The organism is Longispora albida DSM 44784, assembly GCF_000379825.1.
Taxonomy (GTDB): domain Bacteria; phylum Actinomycetota; class Actinomycetes; order Mycobacteriales; family Micromonosporaceae; genus Longispora; species Longispora albida.
This window is the reverse complement of record NZ_KB903814.1, coordinates 798,486-820,778: the sequence shown is the minus strand read 5'-3', so window position 1 is coordinate 820,778 and position 22,293 is coordinate 798,486. Positions and strand designations below refer to the sequence as shown.

Sequence of the window (22,293 nt, the reverse complement as noted above, 5' to 3'; positions counted from 1 at the left end):
CACGGACAGTGAACCTGGCAGGATGCTGGATATGTCGCACCCGCTGCTTGATATCGCCGCACTTGACGATCTCGCCGCGTATCTGAGCAGGGTGGGGGAAGTGTTCCGCGTGTTCGACCAGCAGGACTCGGGGTGCGTCGCGTACGGCGTGGAAATCGGCACGGAACGCTGGTTCGTGAAGACCGCCCGTGAGGCGCGCGCCGAGGACTCACTGCGCCGGGCCGTCGCCTTCCACGCGATGGTCCAGCACCCGGCGATCATCCCGATCCGGCACGCGATCAGCGTGGCGGGGTCGCTGGCCCTGGTGTACCCGTGGCGGGCGGGCGAGGTGCTCTACCACTCCACCGTGCCGCGCACAGTGGACCGCCGCGACCCGGCCAGCGCGATGGCCCGCTTCCGCCAGCGCCCGGTACCGGACGTCGAGCGGGCGCTCGCCGCGATTCTCGGCGCGCACCTGGCCGTCGAGCGGGCCGGGCTGGTCGCCGTGGACCTCTACGACGGCTGCATGCTCTACGACTTCGGTACCGGGGCGATGGCGCTGTGCGACCTCGACGAGTACCGGCCGGGCCCGTTCGAGCCGGCCGGGCAGCTGCCGGGCTCGGTGCGGTACATGTCGCCGGAGGAGTACCCGTTCCGCCCGGGGTCGGTGATCGACATCCGGACCACCGTGTACAACCTCGGGCGGACGATCAGGCTGCTGCTCGACGCCGGGGACGACGAGCTGGCCTGGCGCGGCACGCAGGCGCAGCTCGACGTGGTGGCCAGGGCGACGGCTGCCGACCCGGCCGGGCGGTACGCCAGCGTCACCGAGCTGAACGACGCGTGGCTGGGTGCCTGTGAGGGTTCCTAGTCGAGGCAGAACTCGTTGCCCTCGACGTCCTGCATGAGCTGGCAGGACTCGTTCACCTCGTCGGCGAGCAGGAGCTGGCCGCGTACAGCGCCGAGCGCTTCGAGCCGGGCGCACTCGGCTTCGAGAACGTCGAGGCGTTCCTGGCCGACGAGGCCGGCGCCGGTCCGGACGTCGAGGTGCACCCGGTTCTTGACGACCTTGCCCTCGGGTACGCGCTGGAAGTACAGCCGCGAGCCGACGCCCGTCGGGTCGACACACGCGAACCACGAACCCTGCTTGTCCCCTGGCAGCGAGCGATCGAAGTCCTCCCAGGTGGCGAAGCCCTCGGGGGCCTTCACCGGCACGTACCCCAGCACCTCGCACCAGAAGAGCCCGACGCGGACGGGGCTCGCGCAGTCGAAGGTGACCTGGAATTTGATGATCTTTGACATCGGGCCACCATAGGACATGGCCCGCCGGTCGGGTCCCTAGTTTTCCGGCTGGCCGAGGCTCGCCAGGGCGCTGGCGACGATGTGGCCGGGCAGGCCCGGGGTGAGGGGCTTGCGGAGCAGGTACAGCCAGGCGAAGGCCGTGCCGAGCATCTGCGCGTGCAGCAGCTCGGCGTCGGCCGTGACGCCGTGGCGGCTCAGGATGCCCTCGATCTCGGCCTGCTCGCCGGCGAAGAACGTCTGCCGGAACAGCTCGGCCACCTCGGGCTGCTCGGCCAGATCTGCCATCAGGCCGGGTGCGGCGGCCATGGCCAGGGGATTGGCGATGTCGCCCACGATCGTCTCCGCCAGCGCGGTGAGGTCGCCGCGCAGCGTGCCCGTCCGGGGGAGTGGCTGGGGGGTCGCGCCGTGGAGGAGGCTCGCGAAGACCAGCGAGGCCTTCGAGCTGTGCCTGCGGTAGATCGCGGCCTTGCCGACGCCGGCCCTGGCCGCGACGGCGTCCATCGTCAGTCCTGAGTAGCCGGTCTCGACGATCAGCTCGCGGACCGCCGCCGCGATGGTGTGATCCACCCGACTGTCCCTCGGCCGCCCTGGAGGTTGCTTTCCGCTGCCCATGGGAGCAGTATACGGAACCATAAGTTCCGGAACTCAACGTCTCGTAATCACGAACCATCCGAACTCCCGGAGGACAGTCATGCCCGGATTCGCCACCCCCGCCGCCCAGCGCCTCTCGCTGTGGGCCGGCCGGCTGCTCGTCGTGATCTCCGCCGTCCACATGCTCGTCTTCGGTATCCGCACCACGGCCTTCTGGGACAACTGGCTCGGCGGTGACCTGCGCGGAGTCTCCAACGTGGAGGACGTGGCCAACCAGGAGACACTGCTGAACTTCTGGGGATTCCTCGGCAGCTTCGGCGTCCCGCTCCTCGTCCTCGGCCTGCTGATCGCCCGGCTGGCGAAGGCCGGGGTGGCCATGCCCGGGTACACGGGCTGGGTCCTCGGGGCCTGGGTCACGCTCGGCGCGGTCGTCCTGGTGCCGTCCGGGTTCCCGCTCGGGCTCATCCCCGCCGCGCTGCTGGTCGCCGCCCGGCGGGCGCCCGGGGCCGCTGCGGTACCTGGGGGCGCGGCGGTGACCTCCGCCCGGTAGCGTTCCGCGGGTTCGCCTGCCGTGAGGAGCCCCAGTACCGTGACCAGTGAGCGCGCCGCCCGTCTCGTCACCGAGATCCTGGCCCCGGCCGTGCTGGCCGCCGTGATGCCGCTGGCCGTGGGGCTGCACGCAGGCCCGACCCTCCTGGCGGGCCTCGGCTGGGGGTTGCTGACGCTGCTCTTCTCGTGCGTGGTCCCGTACGGCGTGATCCGGTTGTTCATGGCGACCGGCCGGATCACCTCCGGGCACCACATGGGGGCCGTGGAGGAGCGCCGGGGTCCGCTGGTGTGGGGCGTGCTCTCGGTCGTGGCCGGGGTCGGGGTGCTGATCTGGCTCGGGGCGCCCCGGCAGACCCTGGCGATGGCGTACGTGATGCTGGCCGTGCTGGCCTCCGCCGGCGCGGTCAACGCCCTACTGCGGTGGAAGCTGTCCGGGCACGCCTCGGTGGCTGCCGGCTCGGCGGCAGTGGCCGTAGCGCTGTTCGGGCCGGTCCTGCTGGTCTCTCTCCCGATGGTCGCCCTGGTCGGCTGGTCGCGCGTCAGGCTCAAGGACCACACCGTGGCGCAGGTCGTGGCGGGCACCCTGCTCGGCGGGGCTGTGGCGGGGGCTGTGTGGCTGACGAGTACATGACTGTCCGTGACGGCTTCCTGACTGTCCACCCCGGACCGCTGGTCAGGCAGCCGCGCCAAATGTTGCAGTGGGTTTCCTCTCATCAAACCCCCTGGTGAGGGCCACTTCCGCCCAGTTACGCTGCTGCTCCTGCAAGCGGGGATGACGGCGCGGGACACGGGGGCGTTCACGGATGACAAGGCAGGTTTTCGCTGACCACTCCGGACGGCGGCGCAGGCTCGCTGCCCGGGCCGGGACGGGGCTCGCCCTGGCCCTGCTCGCCTGGCTGGGGCTCGTCGCGGTGAATGTGGCGTCCGCGCTGGCCGCCGCCCGGTGATCGTCAAGCATCGAAGCCTTTCCCGTACCCACTGGCTCCTGTTCCTGCTCGGCCTGACCGGTGTGCTGGCCGCACTGGCCGTCGACGGGTTCACGGCCGCTGGCTCCGGCGGCACGGTCCGCCCGGGCCAGGTGACGGCCGGTAACCGGACCCGGGCGTTCACCGGGCCGGTGATCGAGCCGGACGGTACCGCGCGGCGGCTGCCGGACCAGGTCTCGGCGCTCACCTTCGACGACGGGCCGGACCCGGTCTGGACGCCGAGGATCCTGGACCAGCTCAGGAAGCTCAACGTGAAGGCCACGTTCTTCGTGGTCGGCGCGCGGGTGGCCGAGCACCCCGAGCTGGCCCGCCGGATCGTGGACGAGGGCCACGAGCTCGGCCTGCACTCCTACACCCACGCCGACCTGGGCGCGGTACCGGCCTGGCGGGCCAGGGCCGAGCTGGAGCTGACCCGTGACGCGGTGGCCAGCGCGACCGGCCGGGACGTCACCCTCTTCCGCCCGCCATACTCCTCGACGCCGGCCGGTGCCGACGCCAGGCTGATCGGCACGGCCGGGCGGGCCGGGTACCGGACGGTGCTGGCCGACCTGGACACCCGGGACTGGTCGCTGCCCGGGCCGGACGCGATCGTCACGGCCGCAGCCCAGCCCGGTGACGCCGGGGCGATCATCCTGATGCACGCCGGCGGTGGCGACCGAGCGCAGACCGTGACGGCGCTGCGGACGCTGGTCCCCGCGCTGAGCGGCCGGGGCCGCCGGCTGGTGACTGTCTCGGAGGCGCTGAGCCTGCCCGAGCCCGCCGCCGCCGGGTGGGAGGCGCGGGCGCGGGGCGCGTCCTTCGGGGTGGTGCGGTCCATCGCCGGAGCGGTCGCCGACATCCTGTTCGTACTGCTGGTGCTCGCCACCGTGCTGGCCGGCGTCAGGATGCTGATCCAGGGCGGTGCGGCCTGGCGGCACGCGCGGCGGGGACGGCGCTCGGACCCCGACGAGGGGTACCGGCCGCCGGTGACCGTGATCGTCCCGGCCCACAACGAGGCGGCCAACATCGCGGCCACTGTGGAGTCGCTGACCGCCACGGAGTACCCGGGCCTGGAGATCGTGGTCGTGGACGACGGCTCGGTGGACGGTACGGGGAAGATCGTGGCCGGCCTGGCACTGCCGCAGGTGGTCGTGGTCAGGCAGGACAACGCCGGCAAGGCCGCGGCCCTGAGCACCGGCATCGCCCACGCCAGCAACGACCTGATCGTGCTGATCGACGGCGACACGATCATCGAGCAGGACACCCTGGCGCTGCTCGTCCAGCCGTTCCGTGACCCGAAGGTCGGCGCGGTGGCCGGCAACGCGAAGGTGGCCAACCGTTCCGGGCTGCTCGGCCGCTGGCAGCACCTGGAGTACGTGATCGCCTTCAACCTCGACCGGCGGGTCTTCGAGGTCGCCGAGTGCATGCCGACCGTGCCGGGCGCGCTGGGTGCCTTCCGCCGGGCGGCGCTGGCCGGGGCCGGCGGGGTCAGCACCGCCACCCTCGCCGAGGACACCGACCTGACGATGGCGGTGTGCCGGGCCGGATGGAAGATCGTCTACGCCGACCGGGCCTGCGCCTGGACCGAGGCCCCGAGCACGTGGGGCGGGCTGTGGCGCCAGCGGTACCGGTGGTGCTTCGGCACCATGCAGGCGATGTGGAAGCACCGCTCGGCGGTGAGGGAGCTGGGCGCGGGCGGCAAGCTGGGCCGGCGCGGCCTCGGGTACCTGATGCTCTTCCAGATCCTCCAGCCGATGCTCGCCCCGCTCGTCGACGTGTACATGGTGTACGCGCTGCTGTTCCAGCCGGTCACCTGGGTGGCGGCTCTGTGGCTGGGGCTGCACGCGTGCCAGCTCGGCGTGGCGGCGTACGCCTTCCGGCTGGACCGCGAGCGCGCCGGTCCACTGTGGTCGCTGCTGCTCCAGCAGGTCGTCTACCGTCAGCTCATCTACCTGGTCGTCATCCAGTCCCTGGTCACCGCGCTGGTCGGCGCGCGGGTCGGCTGGCACCAGCCAGCAAGGACGGGCGAGGCCGCCGCGCTGACGTCGGCTGCTGTCACCCCGGACGGCGAGCGGCCGGTCGCGATGCGCCGCCAGATGCTCGACCAGCAGATCCGGCGCAAATACCGAGATCCGCTGTGGGCACGACTGACGGTGTGGGCTGGTGTGCTGCTGATGCTGGCCAGCGGCGGCGCTCTGGTGGCAGGCAAGGTCGTCACCGACCGGTACGCCGCCCGCGTGCAGCAGGCGGACCTGCTCGGCCCGGCGCTGCTGGACGACAACAGCGGCCCGCTGAACATGCTGCTCGTCGGGGTGGACTGGCGTAAGGGCGCCGCCGGGCTGATCCGGGCGGACACCATCATGATCGTGCACGTCCCGGCGAGCCGTGACCGGGCGTACCTGTTCTCCCTGCCCCGTGACCTGCTCGTCGACATCCCCGGCCACGGCCGCGACCGGATCAACGCCTCCTTCGCCTACGGGGCCGGCGGTGAGCAGGACCGGGCTCGCGGCAGCCGGCTGCTGGCCGACGTGACCCGCAGGGCGACCGGCCTGCCCGGCTTCCACGCGGCGGCCCTGATCGACTTCTACGGGTTCATGGAGGTCGTGAAGGCTGTCGACGGCGTCCAGCTGTGCGTGGACGAGGACACGAAGTCCATCCACAGCGGAGTCGTGTACAAGAAGGGCTGCCGGAAGATGGACGGCCCGTCGGCGCTGGACTACCTGCGCCAGCGCAAGACCATCGCGCACGGCGACTACGCCAGGCAGCGGCACCAGCAGCAGTTCATCAAGGCTGCGGTGACCGGGTCCGGCACGGATCCGGCGCGGCTGGACCTGATGCTCCGCGCTGCCGGTGAGTCCCTGACCGTCACGACCGGCCGGACCAGCCCGGCGGAGCTGCTGTTCGCGCTCCGGGGCATATCACCCGACCGCATCACGCTGATCCGGACACCGGGCCACTCCGTCCGGGACCAGAGTGGTTACCTCGGCGAGGCCCTCAACCCGGAGGCCGTCGAGCTGTTCCGGGCCGTGGCCAGCGACGACCTCACCGGTTACCTGAAGGGCCATCCGGCTCTGGTGCTGTCCTAGCTACTGCGGGTTGAGGACCACTGGTGTGCCGGGGCAGCTCAGGCAGGCGAAGACGCGGAGCGAGCCCCGCGTCCGTCAGGCTCCTTCGCATAATGCGTTGCGGGTGGTGTGCGTGCGTGCTGGCATGGCTGGCGTGATCGCAGACCCGGACGACGTGCCGATGCCCGACCGCCGCCTCGTGGACCTGGAGGTCGTCCAGCGGTTGATCGCCAGCCAGTTTCCCCAGTGGACGGACCTGCCCGTGCGGCCGGTGGCCAGCAGCGGCTGGGACAACCAGACGTTCCACCTCGGCGACCACATGTCGATCCGGCTGCCGACGGCCAGGGAGTACGCGCTGGCGGTCACCAAGGAACACCAGTGGCTGCCAGTGCTCGCCACGCAGGTGCCGCTGCGGATTCCGGTGCCAATAGCGAAAGGTGTACCCGGTGAGGGCTTCGCCTTCCCCTGGTCGGTCTACGAGTGGATCGACGCCGAGCCCGCGAGCACGGCCGGGATCGGTGACCCGAGCGCCTTCGCGGAGCGCCTTGCCGGGTTCCTGGCCGCGCTCCGGGCGGCCGATCCGGTAGGCGGGCCGGAGCCTGGCCTGCACAGCTGGTACCGGGGCGGCTCGCTGCGCGTGTGGGACAGGCAGGCCAGGGAGGCGATCGAGGCGCTCGGCGGGCACGTGCCCCGGGACGCCGTGACGGAGATCTGGGAGTCGGCGCTCCGCTCGGACTGGGACGGGCAGCCGGTGTGGTTCCACGGCGACGTGGCCCTCGGGAACCTGCTCGTCCGGGACGGCGCGCTGGCCGCCGTCATCGACTTCGGTACCTGCGGAGTGGGTGACCCGTCCTGCGACCTGGCCATCGCCTGGACCGTCCTGTCCGGAGCTGCCCGTGAGGCCTTCCGTTCCGGGATCGGCGCCGACGACGGTACGTGGGCGCGCGGCCGGGGCTGGGCGCTGTGGAAGACGCTGACCACCTATGCCCGCGAGCTCCGGTACGACGACGCCGAATCGCAGGCCGAAGTCGCCGAGGCGCGGCGCGTCCTGGGGGAGATCCTCGCGTAGGGTCTGGCTCGTGAGCGTCCTGCGGTCCGTCGTGTTGTTCGTGCTGGCCGCGCTGGCCGAGATCGGCGGGGCCTGGCTGGTGTGGCAGGGCTGGCGGGAGCACCGGGGCGTGCTGTGGATCGCCGCTGGTGTCCTCGCGCTAGGTGCCTACGGGTTCGTCGCGACGTTCCAGCCGGAGGCGCACTTCGGCCGGATCCTGGCGGCGTACGGCGGCGTGTTCGTCGCCGGTTCGCTCGCGTGGGGCATGGTCGCCGACCGGTTCAGGCCGGATCGGTACGACGTGATCGGCGCGGCGCTGTGCCTGCTCGGCGTGGCCGTGATCATGTACGCGCCACGGGGCTGAGAACGAACGCTGGCCACCCGGATCAGGTACGGGCGGCCAGCGTGGCTGGGGAAGTGCTGAGCTACGCGGACAGTGCCTGCGTCAGGTCGGCGATGATGTCGGCCGGGTCCTCGAGGCCCACGGACACCCGCAGCACGTTCCCGTGCGGCTTGGCCTCGGCGGCGACCGGCCGGTGCGTGAGGGCTGCCGGGTGCTGGATCAGCGTGTCGACCCCGCCGAGCGACACGGCGTGCGTGGCGAGCTGGCAGGCGCTCGCGACCCGGGAGGCCGCCTCGTACCCGCCGCGCACCGCGAAGGCCAGGATCGCGCCCGGGCCGGACATCTGCCTGCCGACCAGCGGGTCGGCTCCCGGGTAGTACACGCGCTCGGTCAGCGGGATCAGGGCGTCGGCGAGCTTGATGGCCGCGTCCTGCTGGGCCCGGATCCGCACCGGGAGCGTCTGGAGCCCGCGGTGCAGCATGTACCCGGCCAGCGGGTGCAGCAGCCCGCCCGTGATCGCCCGCGTCGACCGCAGCCGCGCCGCCCACTCCGGCGGGCAGGCCACGACGCCGCCGAGCACGTCGCCGTGCCCGCCGAGGTACTTCGTCGCCGAGTGCAGCACCAGGGTCGCCCCGTGCTCGGCCGGCCGCTGGAGTACCGGCGTGGCGAACGTGTTGTCGACCAGCACCGGCACGTCGCCGGCCGCCGCGGCCACGGCGGAGATGTCGACCAGGTCGAGCGTCGGGTTGGCCGGGGTCTCCAGGATCACCAGGCCGGTGTCCGGCCGGATGGCCGCAGCCACGCCGTCGGCCGAAGCCCAGGTCACCTCGGTGCCGAGCATGCCCGTGGCCAGGAGGTGGTCGGAGCCGCCGTACAGCGGGCGGACCGCCACGACGTGCTTCTTCGGGCTGGCCAGCAGGATCGCGGTCAGCGCCGCCATACCCGAGCCGAACGCGACCGCCTCTGCCGTGCCCTCCATCCGGGCCAGCGCGTCCTCGAACCGTGCGACGGTCGGGTTCCACAGGCGCTGGTAGACCAGGCTGCCGCCGTCGATCGGGCGCCCGCCGGTCGCCAGGGCCTCGTACGAGTCGCCGCCGACGGTGACGTCGGGCAGCGGGTACGTGCTGGACAGGTCGATCGGCGGCACGTGCGCGCCGAGGCCCGCCAGGTCCTCGCGGCCGGCGTGGACGGCGAGCGTGTCGATGCTGGTCATGCGGCTGGTCATGCCTCGGATCATGAAGAATCCGAGCGAGTTCGGCAACAGTACTGCAGGAAATTCTGAATGATCTTGATCTGTGCTCGCAAAATTCTGGGTCCATGATCCATACTGGCTTCGTGCCGAAGGATCTTCGCCTCGATTCCACCGACCGCAAGCTGCTGGCCCTGCTGGCCAGGGACGGCCGGATGTCGAACGCCGCGCTGGCCGAGGCCTGCGGTATCGCCGCCTCCACCTGCCTGACCCGGCTGCGCGCGCTCCGCGACCAGGGGGTCATCCGGGGCTTCCACGCCGACGTCGACCTGGCGGCGCTCGGGTTCGCGCTCCAGGCGATGGTGTCCGTCCGGCTCGCCGCGCACGGCCGCGCGCAGGTCGACAGCTTCCGGGGCACAGCCGCCCGGCTGCCCGGCGTCCTCGCCGTCTACCACGTGACCGGGCAGACGGACTACCTCCTGCACGTCGCCGTGCCCGGCGCGGAGAGCCTGCGCGACTTCGTGCTCGACCACCTGCTGACCAGGCCGGAGGTCGCCCACGCCGAGACCAGCCTGATCTTCGAGCACATCCGCGGGGACGGCGTCGCGCATCCCGGACCATAGTGGACCGTCCCGCTGCGGCTATCGTTCTTGATCATGGGTGAACTGATCGTGATCCGGCACGGCCAGACCGCGTGGAGCCTGTCGGGCCAGCACGCGGGCCGGACCGATGTGCCATTGACCGAAGCAGGCGAAGCCTCAGCCAGGGCCCTCGCGCCGAAGCTGGCCGGGCGGACCCTGGCAGCGGTGTTCAGCAGCCCGCTGAGCCGGGCGATGCGGACAGCGGAACTGGCGGGCCTGACGGATGTCCAGCCCGACCCGGGTCTGCTCGAATGGGACTACGGCGGCTACGAAGGCCTGACCGCCGAACAGATCCAGGCCGCCCGGCCGGGCTGGGATCTCTGGCGCGACGGGGTGGTCCCCGGCGGCGCCGAGCACCCCGGCGAGGACCTCGCGCAGGTGGCCGCCCGGGTCGACGGCGTGCTGGACCGGATCCGGCCACTGCTGGAAGGCGGGGACGTCGCGGTGGTCGCACACGGGCACCTGTCCCGGATTCTCGCCATGCGCTGGCTCGGCCTCGGCCCGTCGATGGCCTGGATTCTCGGCCACCCGCACCCAGGCACGCTCGGCTACCTCGCCACCGAGGGCGGCCAGCCGGTCATCACGGCCTGGAACGTCCACTAGGGAACGACGGAACGCCCGCCGGTGGAGGTGCTCCACCGGCGGGCGTTCAGGCGAAGGTCAGCACTTCACCGTGTGCTGGTAGTAGCCGGCCCCGCCCCAGAAGACGGTCTCCGACTTGCCGGCCTTGACCGTGAAGCAACTCGTGTCGGGGTAGGCGCCGATGTGGACCTGCATGCGCATGTCGTAGCCGCAGTTGTTCTTCAGCGTGACCCAGCTCGACTGCACGTTGCGGTCGATGCACCCCGGCACGTAGGTGCCGCTCGCGGACGCCGGGCTGGCAAGGGAGAGCAGGGCGCCGGCACCCAGGAGCCCGGCTGCGGTGACGGCGAGGCTCCGGCGGAGTTTAGTCATGATCGTTGTTTCCTTCCGAGGTGGTGACGCGCAACGGGACCGCGTCTCGCTGGACGTCACTGTGCCCGATGCGACCGCCCAGCTCGCCGATCCTGGACACGTCCGGACATCCCCGGACACCCGCCATCGATCCCGATGAGAGACTCGCGGGCAACGGGGAGGTCCAGAGTGGACACTCCGCGTGCTCCCCAGGGGACGGGCTGTTCGTGAACCTGCGCGGCTACGACCCGAGCGCCCCAGTCCCGGCCAGCGCCGCGCTGGTTGGGTTCCTGCGGGCGCTGGGTGCCGAGCGGGTTCCGCCGGGCCTGGACCCTGCGATGAGCCGCCTCCTGGAGCACCCGTTAAATGTGGTTTTGATCCAACGCGAGGTGGCCCGGTGAGCGGAAATCTGACAAGCAGAACGAAAGCCCGTGTACTGGTTGTACACGGGCTTTTGTTCTGCGCAGCTCAGATTTCCGCTCACCGGGTCGGCACAAGCTGACGGGCTTTGAGGCCCAGGGCTACCAGGGTGACGCCCCAGATCAGGGCCCAGATGCCCAGTGCGATCGTCAGCGCGGCGATGCCCTGTCCCGGCCGGATCAGCAGGAAGGCGCCGAGCAGGACGAACAGTGCGCCGGACAGCGCCAGCAGCCATTCGCCCTCGACCTCCTTGCGCAGCTGCCACGCGGAGACGATCTGGAAGACGCCGACCATGATCGACCAGACCGCGATGAAGATCAGCAGCACCATCGCCGTCACGCCGGGCCAGGCGAAGCTGATGACGCCGGCCAGCACGCCGGAGATGCCGGTCAGGATCCACAGCCAGCGGTTGCTCGTGCCGCTCTGGAAGCCGACCCAGCCGGCGGTGATCCCGTCGACGATCGCGTACGCGCCCCACAGGAAGACGAGGGCCAGGACGGTGATGTCCGGCCAGATGATCGCGATGAGGCCGAACAGGACGGCCATCACGCCTCGGAGGACGATCCATCCCCAGTTCCGGGCCAGAAGTTCACGCATAGCGTCATGATCGCCCCGGCCGGGCGGTCCCGGGTCCTATATTCACAGATCTCAGTCGAGCAGGCCGGAAAGGTACGCCTCGGGCCTGGCCAGGAACCGCGCCCAGTGGTCGACCACCTCCAGCTCCCGCCACGCCACCTCGCGGACGCCGTGCCTGCCGACCTCCAGGACCGTCGCGCCCGGGTACGCCGACAGGACCGGGGAGTGCGTCGCGCAGATGATCTGGGCGTCGCGCTGGACCAGCAGCTCGAACTGGGCGAGGAGCCGCAGGCACGACGTGAAGGACAGGCCGTCCTCCGGCTCGTCGAGCAGGTACAGGCCGACGTCGGTGAACCGGCCGTCGAGCACCTGGAGCACGCTCTCGCCGTGGCTGACCTGGTCGGGGTGCCGGTCGCCGTACCCGGCCTTGCCGAAGTTCTCCGTGAACACCTCGTAGGCCGTCTCGGCGCGGAGGAAGAACCCGCGGGTCCGCGCGCCGAGCATGCGGCTGCCGGTCTTCGTCCGGCTCAGCTTCATCCTGCGGCCGAGGTCGGAGCGCTGCTGGTCGGTCGCGTACATGCCGCGGTGGCCGCCGTGCGGTTCGAGCCCGTAGGCCTCGGCGATCGCTTCGAGCACCGTGGACTTGCCGGAGCCGTTCTCGCCGACCAGGAACGTCACCGGGGTACGGAACTTCAGGCCCTCGGCGAAGATCTGGCCAACGGCCGGCACGGTCATCGGCCACCGTCCCCGGCGGAGCGGTGGCTCCGCGTGGGGGAAGTCGGGGATGGAGACGCCGTCGATGATCACCTGGCTATGGTGCCCGACGCGTCAGGCCCGCGCCGGGCGGTGGAGGCTGCCGATCTGGCCTTCGCGGCGGAAACCCGCCGAGGTGTACAGGGCGACGGCGGCGGTGTTGTCGCCGGGTGTGAGGACCGACACGCCTGAGGCGCCCCGGTCGAAGAGCGCTGCGCAGGCCGCGTGGACGGCTGCCCTGGCGTGGCGGTGGCCCCGGTGGTCAGGGTGCGCGCCGACGGGTTCGAGGACGGCGCACTTGCCGGGGCCAGCGAGCCAGCCGGTGGCTGCCGCGGCTGGTTCGCCGCCGGGGGTGCGGACGATGACCTCGACGGCGAGGTGCCCGGCCAGTGAGTCCTTCATCGCCTGCCAGCGTTCGGCGGTGAAGGTCGAGCCCTCGAAGGCCGCCCGCTGCACGGCGACCCGGTCGGCGGCGCCGGCCTCGGTCACGATCGCGGCGGAGGCGGGGAAGGCGGGAGCGGTACCGAGGAAGAAGATCGGCCACGGCTCGCCCGTGTCGTCGTTCCAGCCCCGGCTCAGCAGCGCGGCCTTGAGCGCGTCGCTCGGCGCGTCGCACCAGGCCTCGGTGCCGTCCGTGAGCGCGCAGATCGCGTCGGCGAGCGCCTCGATGTCCCAGCCGGGGGCCGGGTTCAGCGCCAGGCGGAGCACGGGGCCGTCGAGCAGGCCGACGGCGACCGGGCCGTCGGAGGCTGACCAGACGTGGATGCTGCCAGCCACCTCCTCGGCGTCGAAGCGCAGGTGCCAGCCCAGGTCGCCGGGCTGGAGCGGGTTGACCGGGCGGCCGGACGGGGTCCAGTCGCACAGGAGGGCCAGTGCGGGGGCTGCGTCGTCGCGGCCGTGCGCGGCATGGGTGAGGGCGGGGGCAGGTGTCGTCACGGGCAGGACTCTAGATGCGGGTGCCACGCCGGGCGCGGGATTTTCGGTCACCCTCACTTTCTAGTACAAAATGGATTTTATGCTTTTTCGGTACTCGGTGATCGTCGCGCTGTCCCTCGGAGCGGTGGCCACGGCTGCGACGCCCGGGCAGGAGGCCACCCTGCCGAGCGGCCGGACGGCCTACCGGACCCTGGCCGACCACGGGGCGGGGCTGGACGAGCTGGCAGCCGCGCATCCCGGCGACGCCCGGACGTTCACGCTGCCCGAGCCGAGCCTCGAAGGGCGGCCGGTGCGGGGCATCGAGATCTCACGGGACGTGGCGAACTCCGCGCACAAGCCGGTCATGCTGCTGCTCGGCCTGCACCACGGCCGCGAGTGGCCCTCGGGCGAGGCGGTGATCGAGTACGCGACGGATCTGCTGGCCACAGGCGACCCGATCCTCGACCGGCTGGTCGTGGTGGCGGTGCCGGTGGTCAACCCGGACGGGTTCGAGCTGTCCCGCAGCCTCGGCCACGAGATGAAGCGGAAGAACTGCCGGATCGCCGCCGGAACGCTGCCCGTGACCGGCGACTGTGGCCGGATCGAGAACCTCACCCTCGGCGTCGACCTGAACCGCAACTACGCCCACGGCTGGGCGGCAGCCCCCAACCCCAGCGCGGAAACCTACCCCGGCCCCGAACCCTTCAGCGAACCGGAGACGCGGAACATCCGGGCGCTCGTGAGCACGCGCCAGGTGACAGTCCTGATCACGAACCACACGTACGGCGACTGGCTCGGTCACCCCGGCGGCCCGGAAGAGGACACCATCTACAAGAGACTGTCCGATGAGCTGGCCGCCGAGGCCGGGTACGGGACGCGGACGATGGTGCCGGGCGGGCTGGCCGAGCACTGGTCGTACTACGCGACGGCCGGGTTCGGCTTCATGCCGGAGATCGGCCAGGAGTTCCATCCGGTGTTCGGGACGGTGGTGCGGCAGTACGCGGGGCTGCGGAAACTGTACGGCGCGGCGGCTCAGATGGCCGCAGACCGTGCACTGCACGCGGTCGTGACCGGCACCGGCGAGCCGGGCCAGGTACTCACGCTGACGAGAACGAATCCGCTGGCCGCCCTGAGCTCCGAGCTGACGGTCCCGGCCAGCGGCACCTTCGAGTGGGACATCAACCCGGCGATCAGGCCGGACAGCGCGGGCCTGCTCACCGAACCGTGGACGCTGACCTGCGGCGACCGGACCTTCACGATCACGGCAGGCCGGGGCGGGACGGAAGCCGTGGACTGCCGGCCGGGCGAGCGGCGAAGAGTCAGGTAGGCGGCACTACGGAGTGGCATGTACCCATTACGGTGTAGCGGGGACAGTCCGGAGTGGAGGTACCTGGGCCGGTGACAGCGCTGAGAGACTGCCTCGTCATCGTCAACGGGGTCAGCAACGGCAGCGGCTGCTTCGTCGCGCCCGGCCTGGTCCTGACCTGCGCACACGTCGCGGGCGACGAGCCGGGTGAGCCGGTGACCGTCCGGTGGGAGGGCCAGGCGTACGAGGCGGTGATCCGCGCGGCCACCCCGAAGGTCTACGTAGGCCAGGTCTGGCAGCCGCCCGACCTGGCCATCGTCGAGCTGCTCCAGCCGCCGGCCCGTCACCCGGCGGCCTGGCTCGACGCGCGGTTCCCCGAGCCGGACGCCAAGCTGGAGATCGCCGGTCACAACCCCGCGTACACCGACGAGCTCGACAAGGTGATCGCCACCGGCACGGCCCAGGGCGAGCACGAGCTGGCCGGCGTGCCGATGCTGCGCATCCCTGGCGACATCGTCCCCGGCATGTCGGGCGGCCCGGTGCTGAACAAGGCGACCGGCGGAGTCTGCGCGGTCGTCAAGGCGACGAGGATGCCGGACGGCGACATGGGCGGGCTCGCCGCGCCGGTCCGCTGGCTGCGTACCCTCGACCCGGCCGTCTACACGCGACTGTGGCGCGAGCACGACCGGCACCACGCGGCGGCGGCAGCCGACCCGGGCCCCATCCTGATCAGCGGGCTCCGCCGGGGCGAGGAGATCAAGCTCCGGGCCCTGCTCGCGAGGCGGCGTGGCCACAGCGACCACGAGGCTGGGTACCGGCGGGCAGCGGGTGAACTGAGCCGGCCGCCCCGGCATCCCCTCCTGACCAGCGGAGACGTGATCACCGACCTGGGGGAGCTGTGCCCGCCGCCCGCCGGTACCGCGCCTGCCGTCCTCACCTACGCCGCCGACCTGTGCGGCGGGGGCGGGGAGCTGCGCGACTGGGTGTTCGCGGTGGCCGGCCGCCTCGGGGTACTGGAGGCGATCGAGGAGCGGCTGGCGAGCCCGGGGAAGGGTGTCCGGTCGGTGCTGGTGTGCGTGCGGCCGGCGGGGCACGATGCCAGCCGGTACACGATGAGGATCTGGCGTTTCGTGCACGAGCACGACGTGACCGAAGCCGAGCTGCCCCACGAGCCGCTGGGCCGCGACGACGCGTGGGAATGGCTGCGCGGCGTGCTCCCGGGGCAGATCAGCCTGCTGGAGGACGGCCGGTCCCGGGTGATGGTCGAGCTGATCCTGCCGCTGGAGCTGATGGGCGTCGGCGCTGAGCAGTGGGCGATCTGGAAGAAGCCCTGGTCGCGGCTTGGCGTCAAGCATCCGGTGGTGGTCAGGGACCTCGACCGCTTCGAGGAGCCGGTGACGGCTGGCTGGGAGATCCGCTGGCGCCGCCTCGCCGAAGCCGACCTCGCCACCGTGCTCGACCTGATCGACTGCGCGGACGCGCGCGACCACGAGCAGATGGAGTCCTGGCTGGAGGAAGGAACCGGCCGGGCCGCGCTCGTCCTGCACGGCCCCCACGACGAGGGCCCGGCCAGGATCGCGCTGGAGACCGGCCTGTTCGCCGGCGTCCCGGTGATGATCTGGCGGCGGGCGGCGTGCGCTCCGGCGTCCTGCGTCGCCGCCGACTTCTACCCCGGCCTGCGTGAGGGCCTCCAGGGCCTGCGCGCGGCCCAGCTCCCCGAGGGCATCCGCGACCTGCGCAGCCGCAGGCACCACTGTGGACAGGATGTCGTACTGCTGTGGGACGATCCAGGTCGCCGCCCGCACCTGCACCTGATGACCAGCGCGTGAGGAAGGAAAGGAGGTTGCTCGCGTGACGGATTGGATGATCTTCCGTGGTACCGGTGAGCAGCACGACGGCATCCGCGAGCTGCCGGCCCCGCCACCCTGGCGGACCTTCGGCGAGCCGGGAGCCTACGCCGAGCCGGGCGCGGCCGACACGGCGGCGCACCGCCTGGCCCGCGCCATCACCTACCAGGCTGACGAGCGGACGGTCGAGCTGGTCAACACCGCCCTCTACCTGCGCAGGCCGCTCCTGATCACCGGGCACCCCGGCACCGGCAAGTCCACGCTGGCCTACGCCGTCGCGCACGAGCTGGGCCTCGGCCGGGTGCTGCGCTGGCCGATCACCAGCCGCTCGACGCTCGCCGACGGACTGTACCGGTACGACGCGATCGGCCGGGTCGGCGACGCGGGTGAGGACATCGGCAGGTACCTGCGGCTCGGCCCGCTCGGCACGGCGCTCGCACCGTTCCGGCTGCCCAGGGTCCTGCTGATCGACGAGATCGACAAGAGTGACATCGACCTGCCGAACGACCTGCTCGACGTGTTCGAGGAGGGTGAGTACGAGATCCCGGAGCTGTCCCGGATCGCGTCCAGCGTCCCGGACGTCCCCGTCCGCCCGGCAGACAACGGGCCGGACATCGTGGTCGGGCGCGGGCACGTCCGGTGTGGAGCGTTCCCGATCGTGCTCCTGACCAGCAACGGCGAGCGGGAGTTCCCGCCGGCCTTCCTCCGGCGCTGTGTGCGGCTCGACCTGCCGCAGCCCGGCCCGGAGCGCCTGGCGGCGATCGTCAGCGCGCACCTCGGCGAGAGCGAGGCCGGCGCGGCCCGTGACCTGATCGCGCGGTTCCTCCAGCGCCGGGAGCTGGGCGAGCTGGCCACTGACCAGCTGCTCAACGCCGTGTATCTGGCCCGGCACTCCGGCGGCGACCGCGAGCACCTCGCCGAGCTGGTCCTCCGCCACCTCAACACGTCCGGCTGACCGGGGCCGGCCGGTGAGCGACAGCCCCGATCGGGAGCCCCCGGAGGACAGCGGGCGGCTGCCCAGCAGGCCGGCTCCCGGGTCGTCCGAGCCCCTTGGCGAACCAGCGAAGCCGTTCATGGGCCCGCCTGAGTACCCCTCTGGCGGGGCGATCCGGGGCTCGGGGTCGATGGCTCGTGCCTGGTCCCAGCGTCTCGTCCGGGAGCTCCACACGGTGCTCGCCGAGGCCGGTCACGACCTGAGCGCCCTGGAGCTGGCCGAGGTGCTGTGGCTCGCCAGCCGGGTGACCCCGCCGCCGCGAGCACCCGGAGCCGGCGACCGGCTCGCCGTGCTGGAGCCGCCCGTCGACCAGGGCGTGTCACCCGAGCCTGCGAACACGTCGAACGCCAGCGGGAACACGCGGCCCGCCTCGGAGCCGGTGTATCCGCAGGGTGAGGTGACCGGGCCGGGGACACCCGCCCGCCCGATCCGCGTGCCGTCGGCCGCCGTGCTGCCCGATCCGCTGGCGCTGCTGCGGGCACTGCGCCCGCTCAAGCGCAGGGTCCCGTCCAGGCGGGCGTCCATTCTGGACGAGGAGGCGACGGCGCGGCGGATCGCAGAACACGGCGTGCGGCTGCCCGTGCTCAGGCCAGCCCCGGGCCGCTGGCTCGACCTCGTGATCGTGGCCGATTCCGGCTCTGCCGAACAGCTCTGGCTGGACCTCGCGGCCGAGCTGCGGACGTTGTGCCAGCAGCTCGGCGCGTTCCGGGACGTCCGGCTGAGATACCTGCACGGGACAGGTGGCGGGCCGCTCGGCCTGTCTGCGGACGCCGACCCCTCGACGGCCAGGCTGCACGGCCCGGCGACACTGTTCGACCCGGCAGGCCAGCGCCTCATCCTCGTCCTGTCCGACTGCGTCGGCCGGTCCTGGCAGGACGGATCGGCGGGACGGCTGCTCGCACGCTGGGCAGGCGCCGGCCCGCTGGCGATCCTCCAGCCCCTCCCGGAAAGGCTGTGGGCCAGGACATCGGCGCCGCCCGTGCGTGGCCGCCTGACTGCCCCGTCCCCGGGCAGTGCCACCGCCCGCCTGCTTTTCACCGGGTACCAGCGGAGGTGGCGCACCCTCCCGCCCGGCGCCGTCGCGATCCCGGTGCTCGGCCTCGGCCCGGCGTGGCTGGCACCCTGGGCGCGGCTCGTCACCGGCCAGGCCGCCGACGCGACAGTGGCCATCGCCGGGGCTGCCCGGCCACAGCTCGCCGGCGCCCTGCCTGCCGGGCTGAGCGCACGCGACCTGCTGGCGAGATTCCGGGCGGCGGCGAGCCAGGAGGCCTACGCGCTCGCCGGGTACCTGGCTGTGCCGAGGGCGCTGAATCTCGCGGTGATCCGGCTGATCCAGAAGGCGATGCTGCCGGGTACGGGGCCGTCCGTCCTCGCGGAGATCCTGTTCGGCGGGCTGCTGGTCCGCCGGGCGTCCGGAGCCGGCGATTCCTACGACTTCCCGCCCGGCGTCGCGAGCCTGCTGCTCGGCACGCTCACCCAGCGCGAGGCGCGCCAGGTCGAGCGCCAGGTCTCCGAGTACGTGGAGCGCGAGTTCCATCGGGCTGGCCGGGGCTTCACGGCCCTGTTCCCGTCCCCAGAAGGGGAGTTCACCGTACCGGGGGACGACGGCGAGGGCGGCTTCGCGACGATCCGCGCCGAACTGCTGGAACGCATGGGCCGCCAGCCGCACCCCGGCGACCAGCCCGACCACCTCGACCAGCTGGCGTACTACTCCCAGCTCCACGAGGAGGCGATGGCCGCCGGGAAGCCGGAGACCCTGCACCTGGCCGGCTCGCGGCTGGGCCGGGCACTGGACCGCTTCCCGCAGCACTCCCCGCCGTACCAGTCGATCCTGCGCTGGCGGGCCGAGCTGGACCTGAGGCTCGCCACCGACTTCGGCCAGCGGGACTCGCTGTCCTTCGCCCTGGCGAACGCCAAGAACGCCCTGGACCATTCCGCCGAGGGCCAGCCCGAGCACCAGAACCTGCTCCGCACCTACGCGACGATCCTGTCCGAGATGGCCACGGACGATTCCACTCTCGGAACGATCGACCTGGCGATCCATGCGATCGAGCAGGTGCGGGGCGGAACCCCGGGTACGCCCCTCCTGGTCCGGCGCGGCGAGCTGTACCTCCAGCGGCACGCGTTGTCGGAAGATCCTGCGGACCGGGAAACCGGGATCACTCTCCTGTCGGAGGTACGGCGTTCCCACTGGACACTGAGGACGGTCCTGCTGCTCGGCGCGGCGCTGGTCCAGATCGGTGACGGCCCGAGCCTCGCGGACGCCCTCGACGTCCTGCACCGGGGGCTACGGAGAGCGGACATCACGCCCGAGGGCCGGACAGCGATCGGCCGCCTTCTGGCCGAGGCGATCGAGCGGAGCTGGGAACTCACCAGCCAGCTCCCCGACCCGTCACAGGCGCTGGCGGCCCTGGACAGCGCTCCGGACGGCGTGACCGGCCTGGCCCGCCTGTCCTACGTGATGTACCAGGCCTCCGGCGATCTGGATGATCTCGCGGCGGCCAGACAGTACGCGGCCGCGACGACGGAGCTGTTCCCGGACAGCGACGAGGCGTGGGCGAGCCTCGGGACCATCCTCGCCGAAATGGCGGACGTCTCGGGAAGTACCGCAGAGTGGGTGTCCGCCCGGGAAGCCTTCGGCAAAGCCATCGACCTCGTTGCCCAGCAGCAGGCGGAGCCACTGGGCCGGTACCTGCGCGCGTACACGGACCTGTGCCGCAAGCTGGGCCGGGTCGGGGACGCGCTGGCCACAGTGGAGGAGTTCGCGGTCTCCGCGAGCTTGACCTCGTCCGGCAGCACGCAGGTCAGGCTCGACATTCAGGTGCAGTACGCCGCCCTCCTCCACGCGAGTGGTGAGGGGAGGCGGGCTCGTGAGGCCGTGCAGCAGGGCCTCGACCTCCTGATCTCCACGACGCCGATCCGGCAGGTGAACATCCCGCTGGCGTGCGAGCTGCTGGAGATGTTCGAGGCGCTGGCTGCGCCGGGCCAGTCGCTCGAACCGGCTCTGAACGCAGCCCAGGCGCTGCTCCGGCAGGCCCAGCCACGGGACGACGAGACTCTGGCGCACCTGCACAGCGTCATCGCCCTGCTGCTGGCCCGTACCGGGCAGGAAGCGGCGGCCAGCAAGGCGATCGATGCTGTCACGCTACTGGCCCGGGGCGAGTATGGCCACGTGGCCGAGCGTTTCGCGGTGAACCTGGACAAGGCTCGTTCCCTGCTGAGGCCGGACCGCTCGCCGACGGGCCACTCGATCCTCGTTCCTGCGGCCGCCCAGTCCACTGTGGTCATCATCGGGCCCGAGTTCGCGGGGTCGTTGCGGGCCGCCACGACGGCCACCGGGGCGCTCGACGAGCTGGAAACGCTGCTCACGGAGCCAGAAGGCGTGTTCGGCGCCGGCCGGGTGCACCGGCTGTCCGACACGGCCCGTGATCTGGAGACCAGGCTGGCCAGGCTGGTGGCCGGAACGACGGACACGCTGCTCGTCTGGTACGTGGGGGAGGTGTTCTTCGACAGCAGGAGGGTGCTCGTCCGTTCGGGCCGGGGCGGGCTGAACTACCACTGGCTCCGGCAGATCGTCCGGCGCGGCAAGGCGCGGCGCGTGTACCTGGTCGTCGACCACTGTTTCGGCGCGAAGTGGCAGGGACGCGAGCCCGACGACGCGTTCCTGGGCTGGGACGGTTTGGCCAGCGACTTCGGCGGCGAGTCGTTCGGCATGTTCCTCGGCCTGGCCGGCGGGCCGGGCACTGGTACGGGAGGCTTCCCGGCCACCGAGGCCATGATGGCGGCGCTCCGGGACCCGGAGGCTCCCCGGCCGATGACCTACAGCCAGCTCTTCCGGGGCGCGATGGAACGGCTCCGGCGCAACGGGACGATGTTCCGCTGGCTGGTCCGGGGCGAGGCGATCGCGGTCACCGGGCCGAGGCAGACCCGGCCGGGGGCGAAGGGCTAGAGGCTGGCCGGGTTCGTGTTCGCTCCGCACAGGAGAGTCACGACGCGCTCGCCATCGGCCGGGCGGTAGGCGCCGGAGATCAGCGCGGCGTGGGCGGCTGCGGTGCCGTGCTCGACGAGTACCCGCCAGTCCTCCCACAGTTCGCGGCGGGCGGCGATGATGTCGTCGTCGCTGACGAGCACGCTGCCGACGCTGGCCGCCCGGGCCGTCTCGAAGGCGATGTCACCCACGCGGCGGGCGCCGAGCGAGTCGGCGGCGATCCCGGACACCTCGATGTCGACCGGCCGCCCGGCACTCAGTGCCGAGTGGAGGGTGGGGATCGTGACCGGTTCGACGGCGATGACCTGGGCGTGGCCGTACAGGGCCGAGGCGACCCCGGCCATCAGCCCGCCGCCGCCGACCGCGACCAGTACGGTGTCGAAGCCGCCAGGGATCTGTTCGAGCAGCTCCAGCCCGAGGGTGGCGTGCCCGGCGACGAGGTCGGGCTGGTCGTAGGCGTGGCAGAACAGGCGGCTCCCGTCGGCGGCCTGCTTGATGGCCGCGTCGTACGCCTCGGCGTACTCCGAGCCTTCCTGGACGACCGTCGCGCCGAGCGCCCGCAGCTTCGCGACCTTGACCTCCGGCGCGGTGCGCGGGACGTAGACGGTGGCTGGTACGCCCAGCTCCCGGGCAGCGTACGCGACGGCGAGGCCCGCGTTGCCGCCCGAAGCGGCGATCACGCCCTCGGCCGTCAGCTCGCCCCGCTCGGCGGCGGCCAGGATCCGGTTGAACATGCCCCGCGCCTTGAACGAGCCCGTGTGCTGGAGGTACTCCAGCTTGAACCACCGGTCAGCGCCAGCCTCGGCGACCGGCGTGCGCCGGATCCGCCCGCTGATCCGCCGCTCGGCTGCGTCGATCTCGCCCCCATCGATCATGGTCCGAGGTTACA

General features: G+C 72.0%; 22 protein-coding genes. 14 read left to right on the top strand and 8 right to left on the bottom strand.

Annotated features, from left to right (window positions below):
* The first annotated feature begins 31 nt into the window (after positions 1-31).
* Positions 32-850 (top strand): protein kinase family protein, encoded by an 819-nt coding sequence (locus tag A3G1_RS0107925; RefSeq protein ID WP_018348940.1) that lies wholly within the window; start codon positions 32-34, stop codon positions 848-850.
* On the opposite strand, the gene A3G1_RS0107920 is transcribed toward A3G1_RS0107925, so the two are convergent.
* Together A3G1_RS0107920 and A3G1_RS0107915 are read right to left on the bottom strand one after the other, a co-directional pair.
* Positions 847-1,281, bottom strand: a complete 435-nt coding sequence (locus A3G1_RS0107920) for a VOC family protein (RefSeq protein WP_026211913.1) — start codon at positions 1,279-1,281, stop codon at positions 847-849. The genes A3G1_RS0107925 and A3G1_RS0107920 overlap by 4 nt on opposite strands.
* A gap of 36 nt (positions 1,282-1,317) precedes the next feature.
* Positions 1,318-1,848 (bottom strand): TetR/AcrR family transcriptional regulator, encoded by a 531-nt coding sequence (locus A3G1_RS0107915; RefSeq protein ID WP_018348938.1) that lies wholly within the window; start codon positions 1,846-1,848, stop codon positions 1,318-1,320.
* 124 nt (positions 1,849-1,972) lie between these two features.
* On the opposite strand from A3G1_RS0107915, the gene A3G1_RS33800 reads away from it, so the two are divergent.
* From A3G1_RS33800 to A3G1_RS0107885, 6 genes are all read left to right on the top strand, one after another.
* On the top strand, positions 1,973-2,422 hold the full coding sequence (locus A3G1_RS33800; RefSeq protein ID WP_018348937.1) for a DUF6463 family protein: 450 nt from the start codon (positions 1,973-1,975) through the stop codon (positions 2,420-2,422).
* A gap of 39 nt (positions 2,423-2,461) precedes the next feature.
* Entirely contained in the window at positions 2,462-3,052 is a 591-nt protein-coding gene (locus tag A3G1_RS0107905) for a phosphatase PAP2 family protein (protein ID WP_018348936.1), read from the top strand.
* A gap of 172 nt (positions 3,053-3,224) precedes the next feature.
* On the top strand, positions 3,225-3,368 hold the full coding sequence (locus A3G1_RS40400; protein ID WP_018348935.1) for a hypothetical protein: 144 nt from the start codon (positions 3,225-3,227) through the stop codon (positions 3,366-3,368).
* The gene (locus A3G1_RS33795; protein WP_018348934.1) at positions 3,365-6,472 is read left to right on the top strand and encodes a glycosyltransferase; all 3,108 of its coding nucleotides are present in this window, start codon (positions 3,365-3,367) and stop codon (positions 6,470-6,472) included. Before A3G1_RS40400 ends, A3G1_RS33795 begins: the two co-directional genes overlap by 4 nt.
* A 112-nt stretch (positions 6,473-6,584) precedes the next feature.
* Positions 6,585-7,520 (top strand): aminoglycoside phosphotransferase family protein, encoded by a 936-nt coding sequence (locus tag A3G1_RS0107890; RefSeq protein WP_342664490.1) that lies wholly within the window; start codon positions 6,585-6,587, stop codon positions 7,518-7,520.
* A gap of 10 nt (positions 7,521-7,530) precedes the next feature.
* On the top strand, positions 7,531-7,863 hold the full coding sequence (locus tag A3G1_RS0107885) for a YnfA family protein (protein WP_018348932.1): 333 nt from the start codon (positions 7,531-7,533) through the stop codon (positions 7,861-7,863).
* A gap of 61 nt (positions 7,864-7,924) precedes the next feature.
* Here A3G1_RS0107885 and A3G1_RS0107880 read toward each other — a convergent pair whose 3' ends face one another.
* On the bottom strand, positions 7,925-9,067 hold the full coding sequence (locus A3G1_RS0107880; RefSeq protein ID WP_018348931.1) for a trans-sulfuration enzyme family protein: 1,143 nt from the start codon (positions 9,065-9,067) through the stop codon (positions 7,925-7,927).
* A gap of 92 nt (positions 9,068-9,159) precedes the next feature.
* Between A3G1_RS0107880 and A3G1_RS0107875 the strand changes: the two genes are divergently transcribed.
* A complete protein-coding gene (locus A3G1_RS0107875; protein ID WP_018348930.1) occupies positions 9,160-9,654 on the top strand; it encodes an Lrp/AsnC family transcriptional regulator in 495 nt (164 codons plus the stop codon).
* Positions 9,655-9,687: 33 nt separating this feature from the next.
* Positions 9,688-10,275: a histidine phosphatase family protein gene (locus A3G1_RS0107870; RefSeq protein WP_018348929.1), complete on the top strand. Its 588-nt coding sequence runs from the start codon at positions 9,688-9,690 to the stop codon at positions 10,273-10,275.
* Positions 10,276-10,332: 57 nt separating this feature from the next.
* Here the strand turns inward: A3G1_RS0107870 and A3G1_RS0107865 are convergent, their stop codons facing one another.
* Positions 10,333-10,626: a hypothetical protein gene (locus A3G1_RS0107865; protein ID WP_018348928.1), complete on the bottom strand. Its 294-nt coding sequence runs from the start codon at positions 10,624-10,626 to the stop codon at positions 10,333-10,335.
* Positions 10,627-10,694: 68 nt separating this feature from the next.
* On the opposite strand from A3G1_RS0107865, the gene A3G1_RS0107860 reads away from it, so the two are divergent.
* Positions 10,695-11,006 (top strand): hypothetical protein, encoded by a 312-nt coding sequence (locus A3G1_RS0107860; RefSeq protein ID WP_026211909.1) that lies wholly within the window; start codon positions 10,695-10,697, stop codon positions 11,004-11,006.
* A gap of 79 nt (positions 11,007-11,085) precedes the next feature.
* Here the strand turns inward: A3G1_RS0107860 and A3G1_RS0107855 are convergent, their stop codons facing one another.
* From A3G1_RS0107855 to A3G1_RS33790, 3 genes are read right to left on the bottom strand one after another with little or no spacing between them, the layout of a single operon-like run.
* A complete protein-coding gene (locus A3G1_RS0107855; RefSeq protein ID WP_018348926.1) occupies positions 11,086-11,622 on the bottom strand; it encodes an HdeD family acid-resistance protein in 537 nt (178 codons plus the stop codon).
* A 51-nt stretch (positions 11,623-11,673) separates the two neighbouring features.
* Positions 11,674-12,408: an AAA family ATPase gene (locus A3G1_RS0107850; protein WP_018348925.1), complete on the bottom strand. Its 735-nt coding sequence runs from the start codon at positions 12,406-12,408 to the stop codon at positions 11,674-11,676.
* 21 nt (positions 12,409-12,429) lie between these two features.
* A complete protein-coding gene (locus A3G1_RS33790; protein ID WP_018348924.1) occupies positions 12,430-13,290 on the bottom strand; it encodes a GNAT family N-acetyltransferase in 861 nt (286 codons plus the stop codon).
* Positions 13,291-13,369: 79 nt separating this feature from the next.
* Between A3G1_RS33790 and A3G1_RS33785 the strand changes: the two genes are divergently transcribed.
* From A3G1_RS33785 to A3G1_RS38295, 4 genes are all read left to right on the top strand, one after another.
* On the top strand, positions 13,370-14,596 hold the full coding sequence (locus tag A3G1_RS33785) for a M14 family zinc carboxypeptidase (protein ID WP_157640974.1): 1,227 nt from the start codon (positions 13,370-13,372) through the stop codon (positions 14,594-14,596).
* A gap of 71 nt (positions 14,597-14,667) precedes the next feature.
* Complete coding sequence (locus A3G1_RS0107835; protein WP_018348922.1) at positions 14,668-16,404, top strand: VMAP-C domain-containing protein; 1,737 nt, start codon at positions 14,668-14,670, stop codon at positions 16,402-16,404.
* 22 nt (positions 16,405-16,426) lie between these two features.
* Complete coding sequence (locus tag A3G1_RS0107830; protein WP_026211907.1) at positions 16,427-17,377, top strand: AAA family ATPase; 951 nt, start codon at positions 16,427-16,429, stop codon at positions 17,375-17,377.
* 118 nt (positions 17,378-17,495) lie between these two features.
* Positions 17,496-21,365 (top strand): SAV_2336 N-terminal domain-related protein, encoded by a 3,870-nt coding sequence (locus A3G1_RS38295; protein WP_157640973.1) that lies wholly within the window; start codon positions 17,496-17,498, stop codon positions 21,363-21,365.
* Here the strand turns inward: A3G1_RS38295 and A3G1_RS0107820 are convergent.
* Complete coding sequence (locus A3G1_RS0107820; RefSeq protein ID WP_018348920.1) at positions 21,362-22,279, bottom strand: threonine/serine dehydratase; 918 nt, start codon at positions 22,277-22,279, stop codon at positions 21,362-21,364. The two genes, A3G1_RS38295 and A3G1_RS0107820, sit on opposite strands and share 4 nt — an antisense overlap.
* Positions 22,280-22,293: the final 14 nt, after the last annotated feature.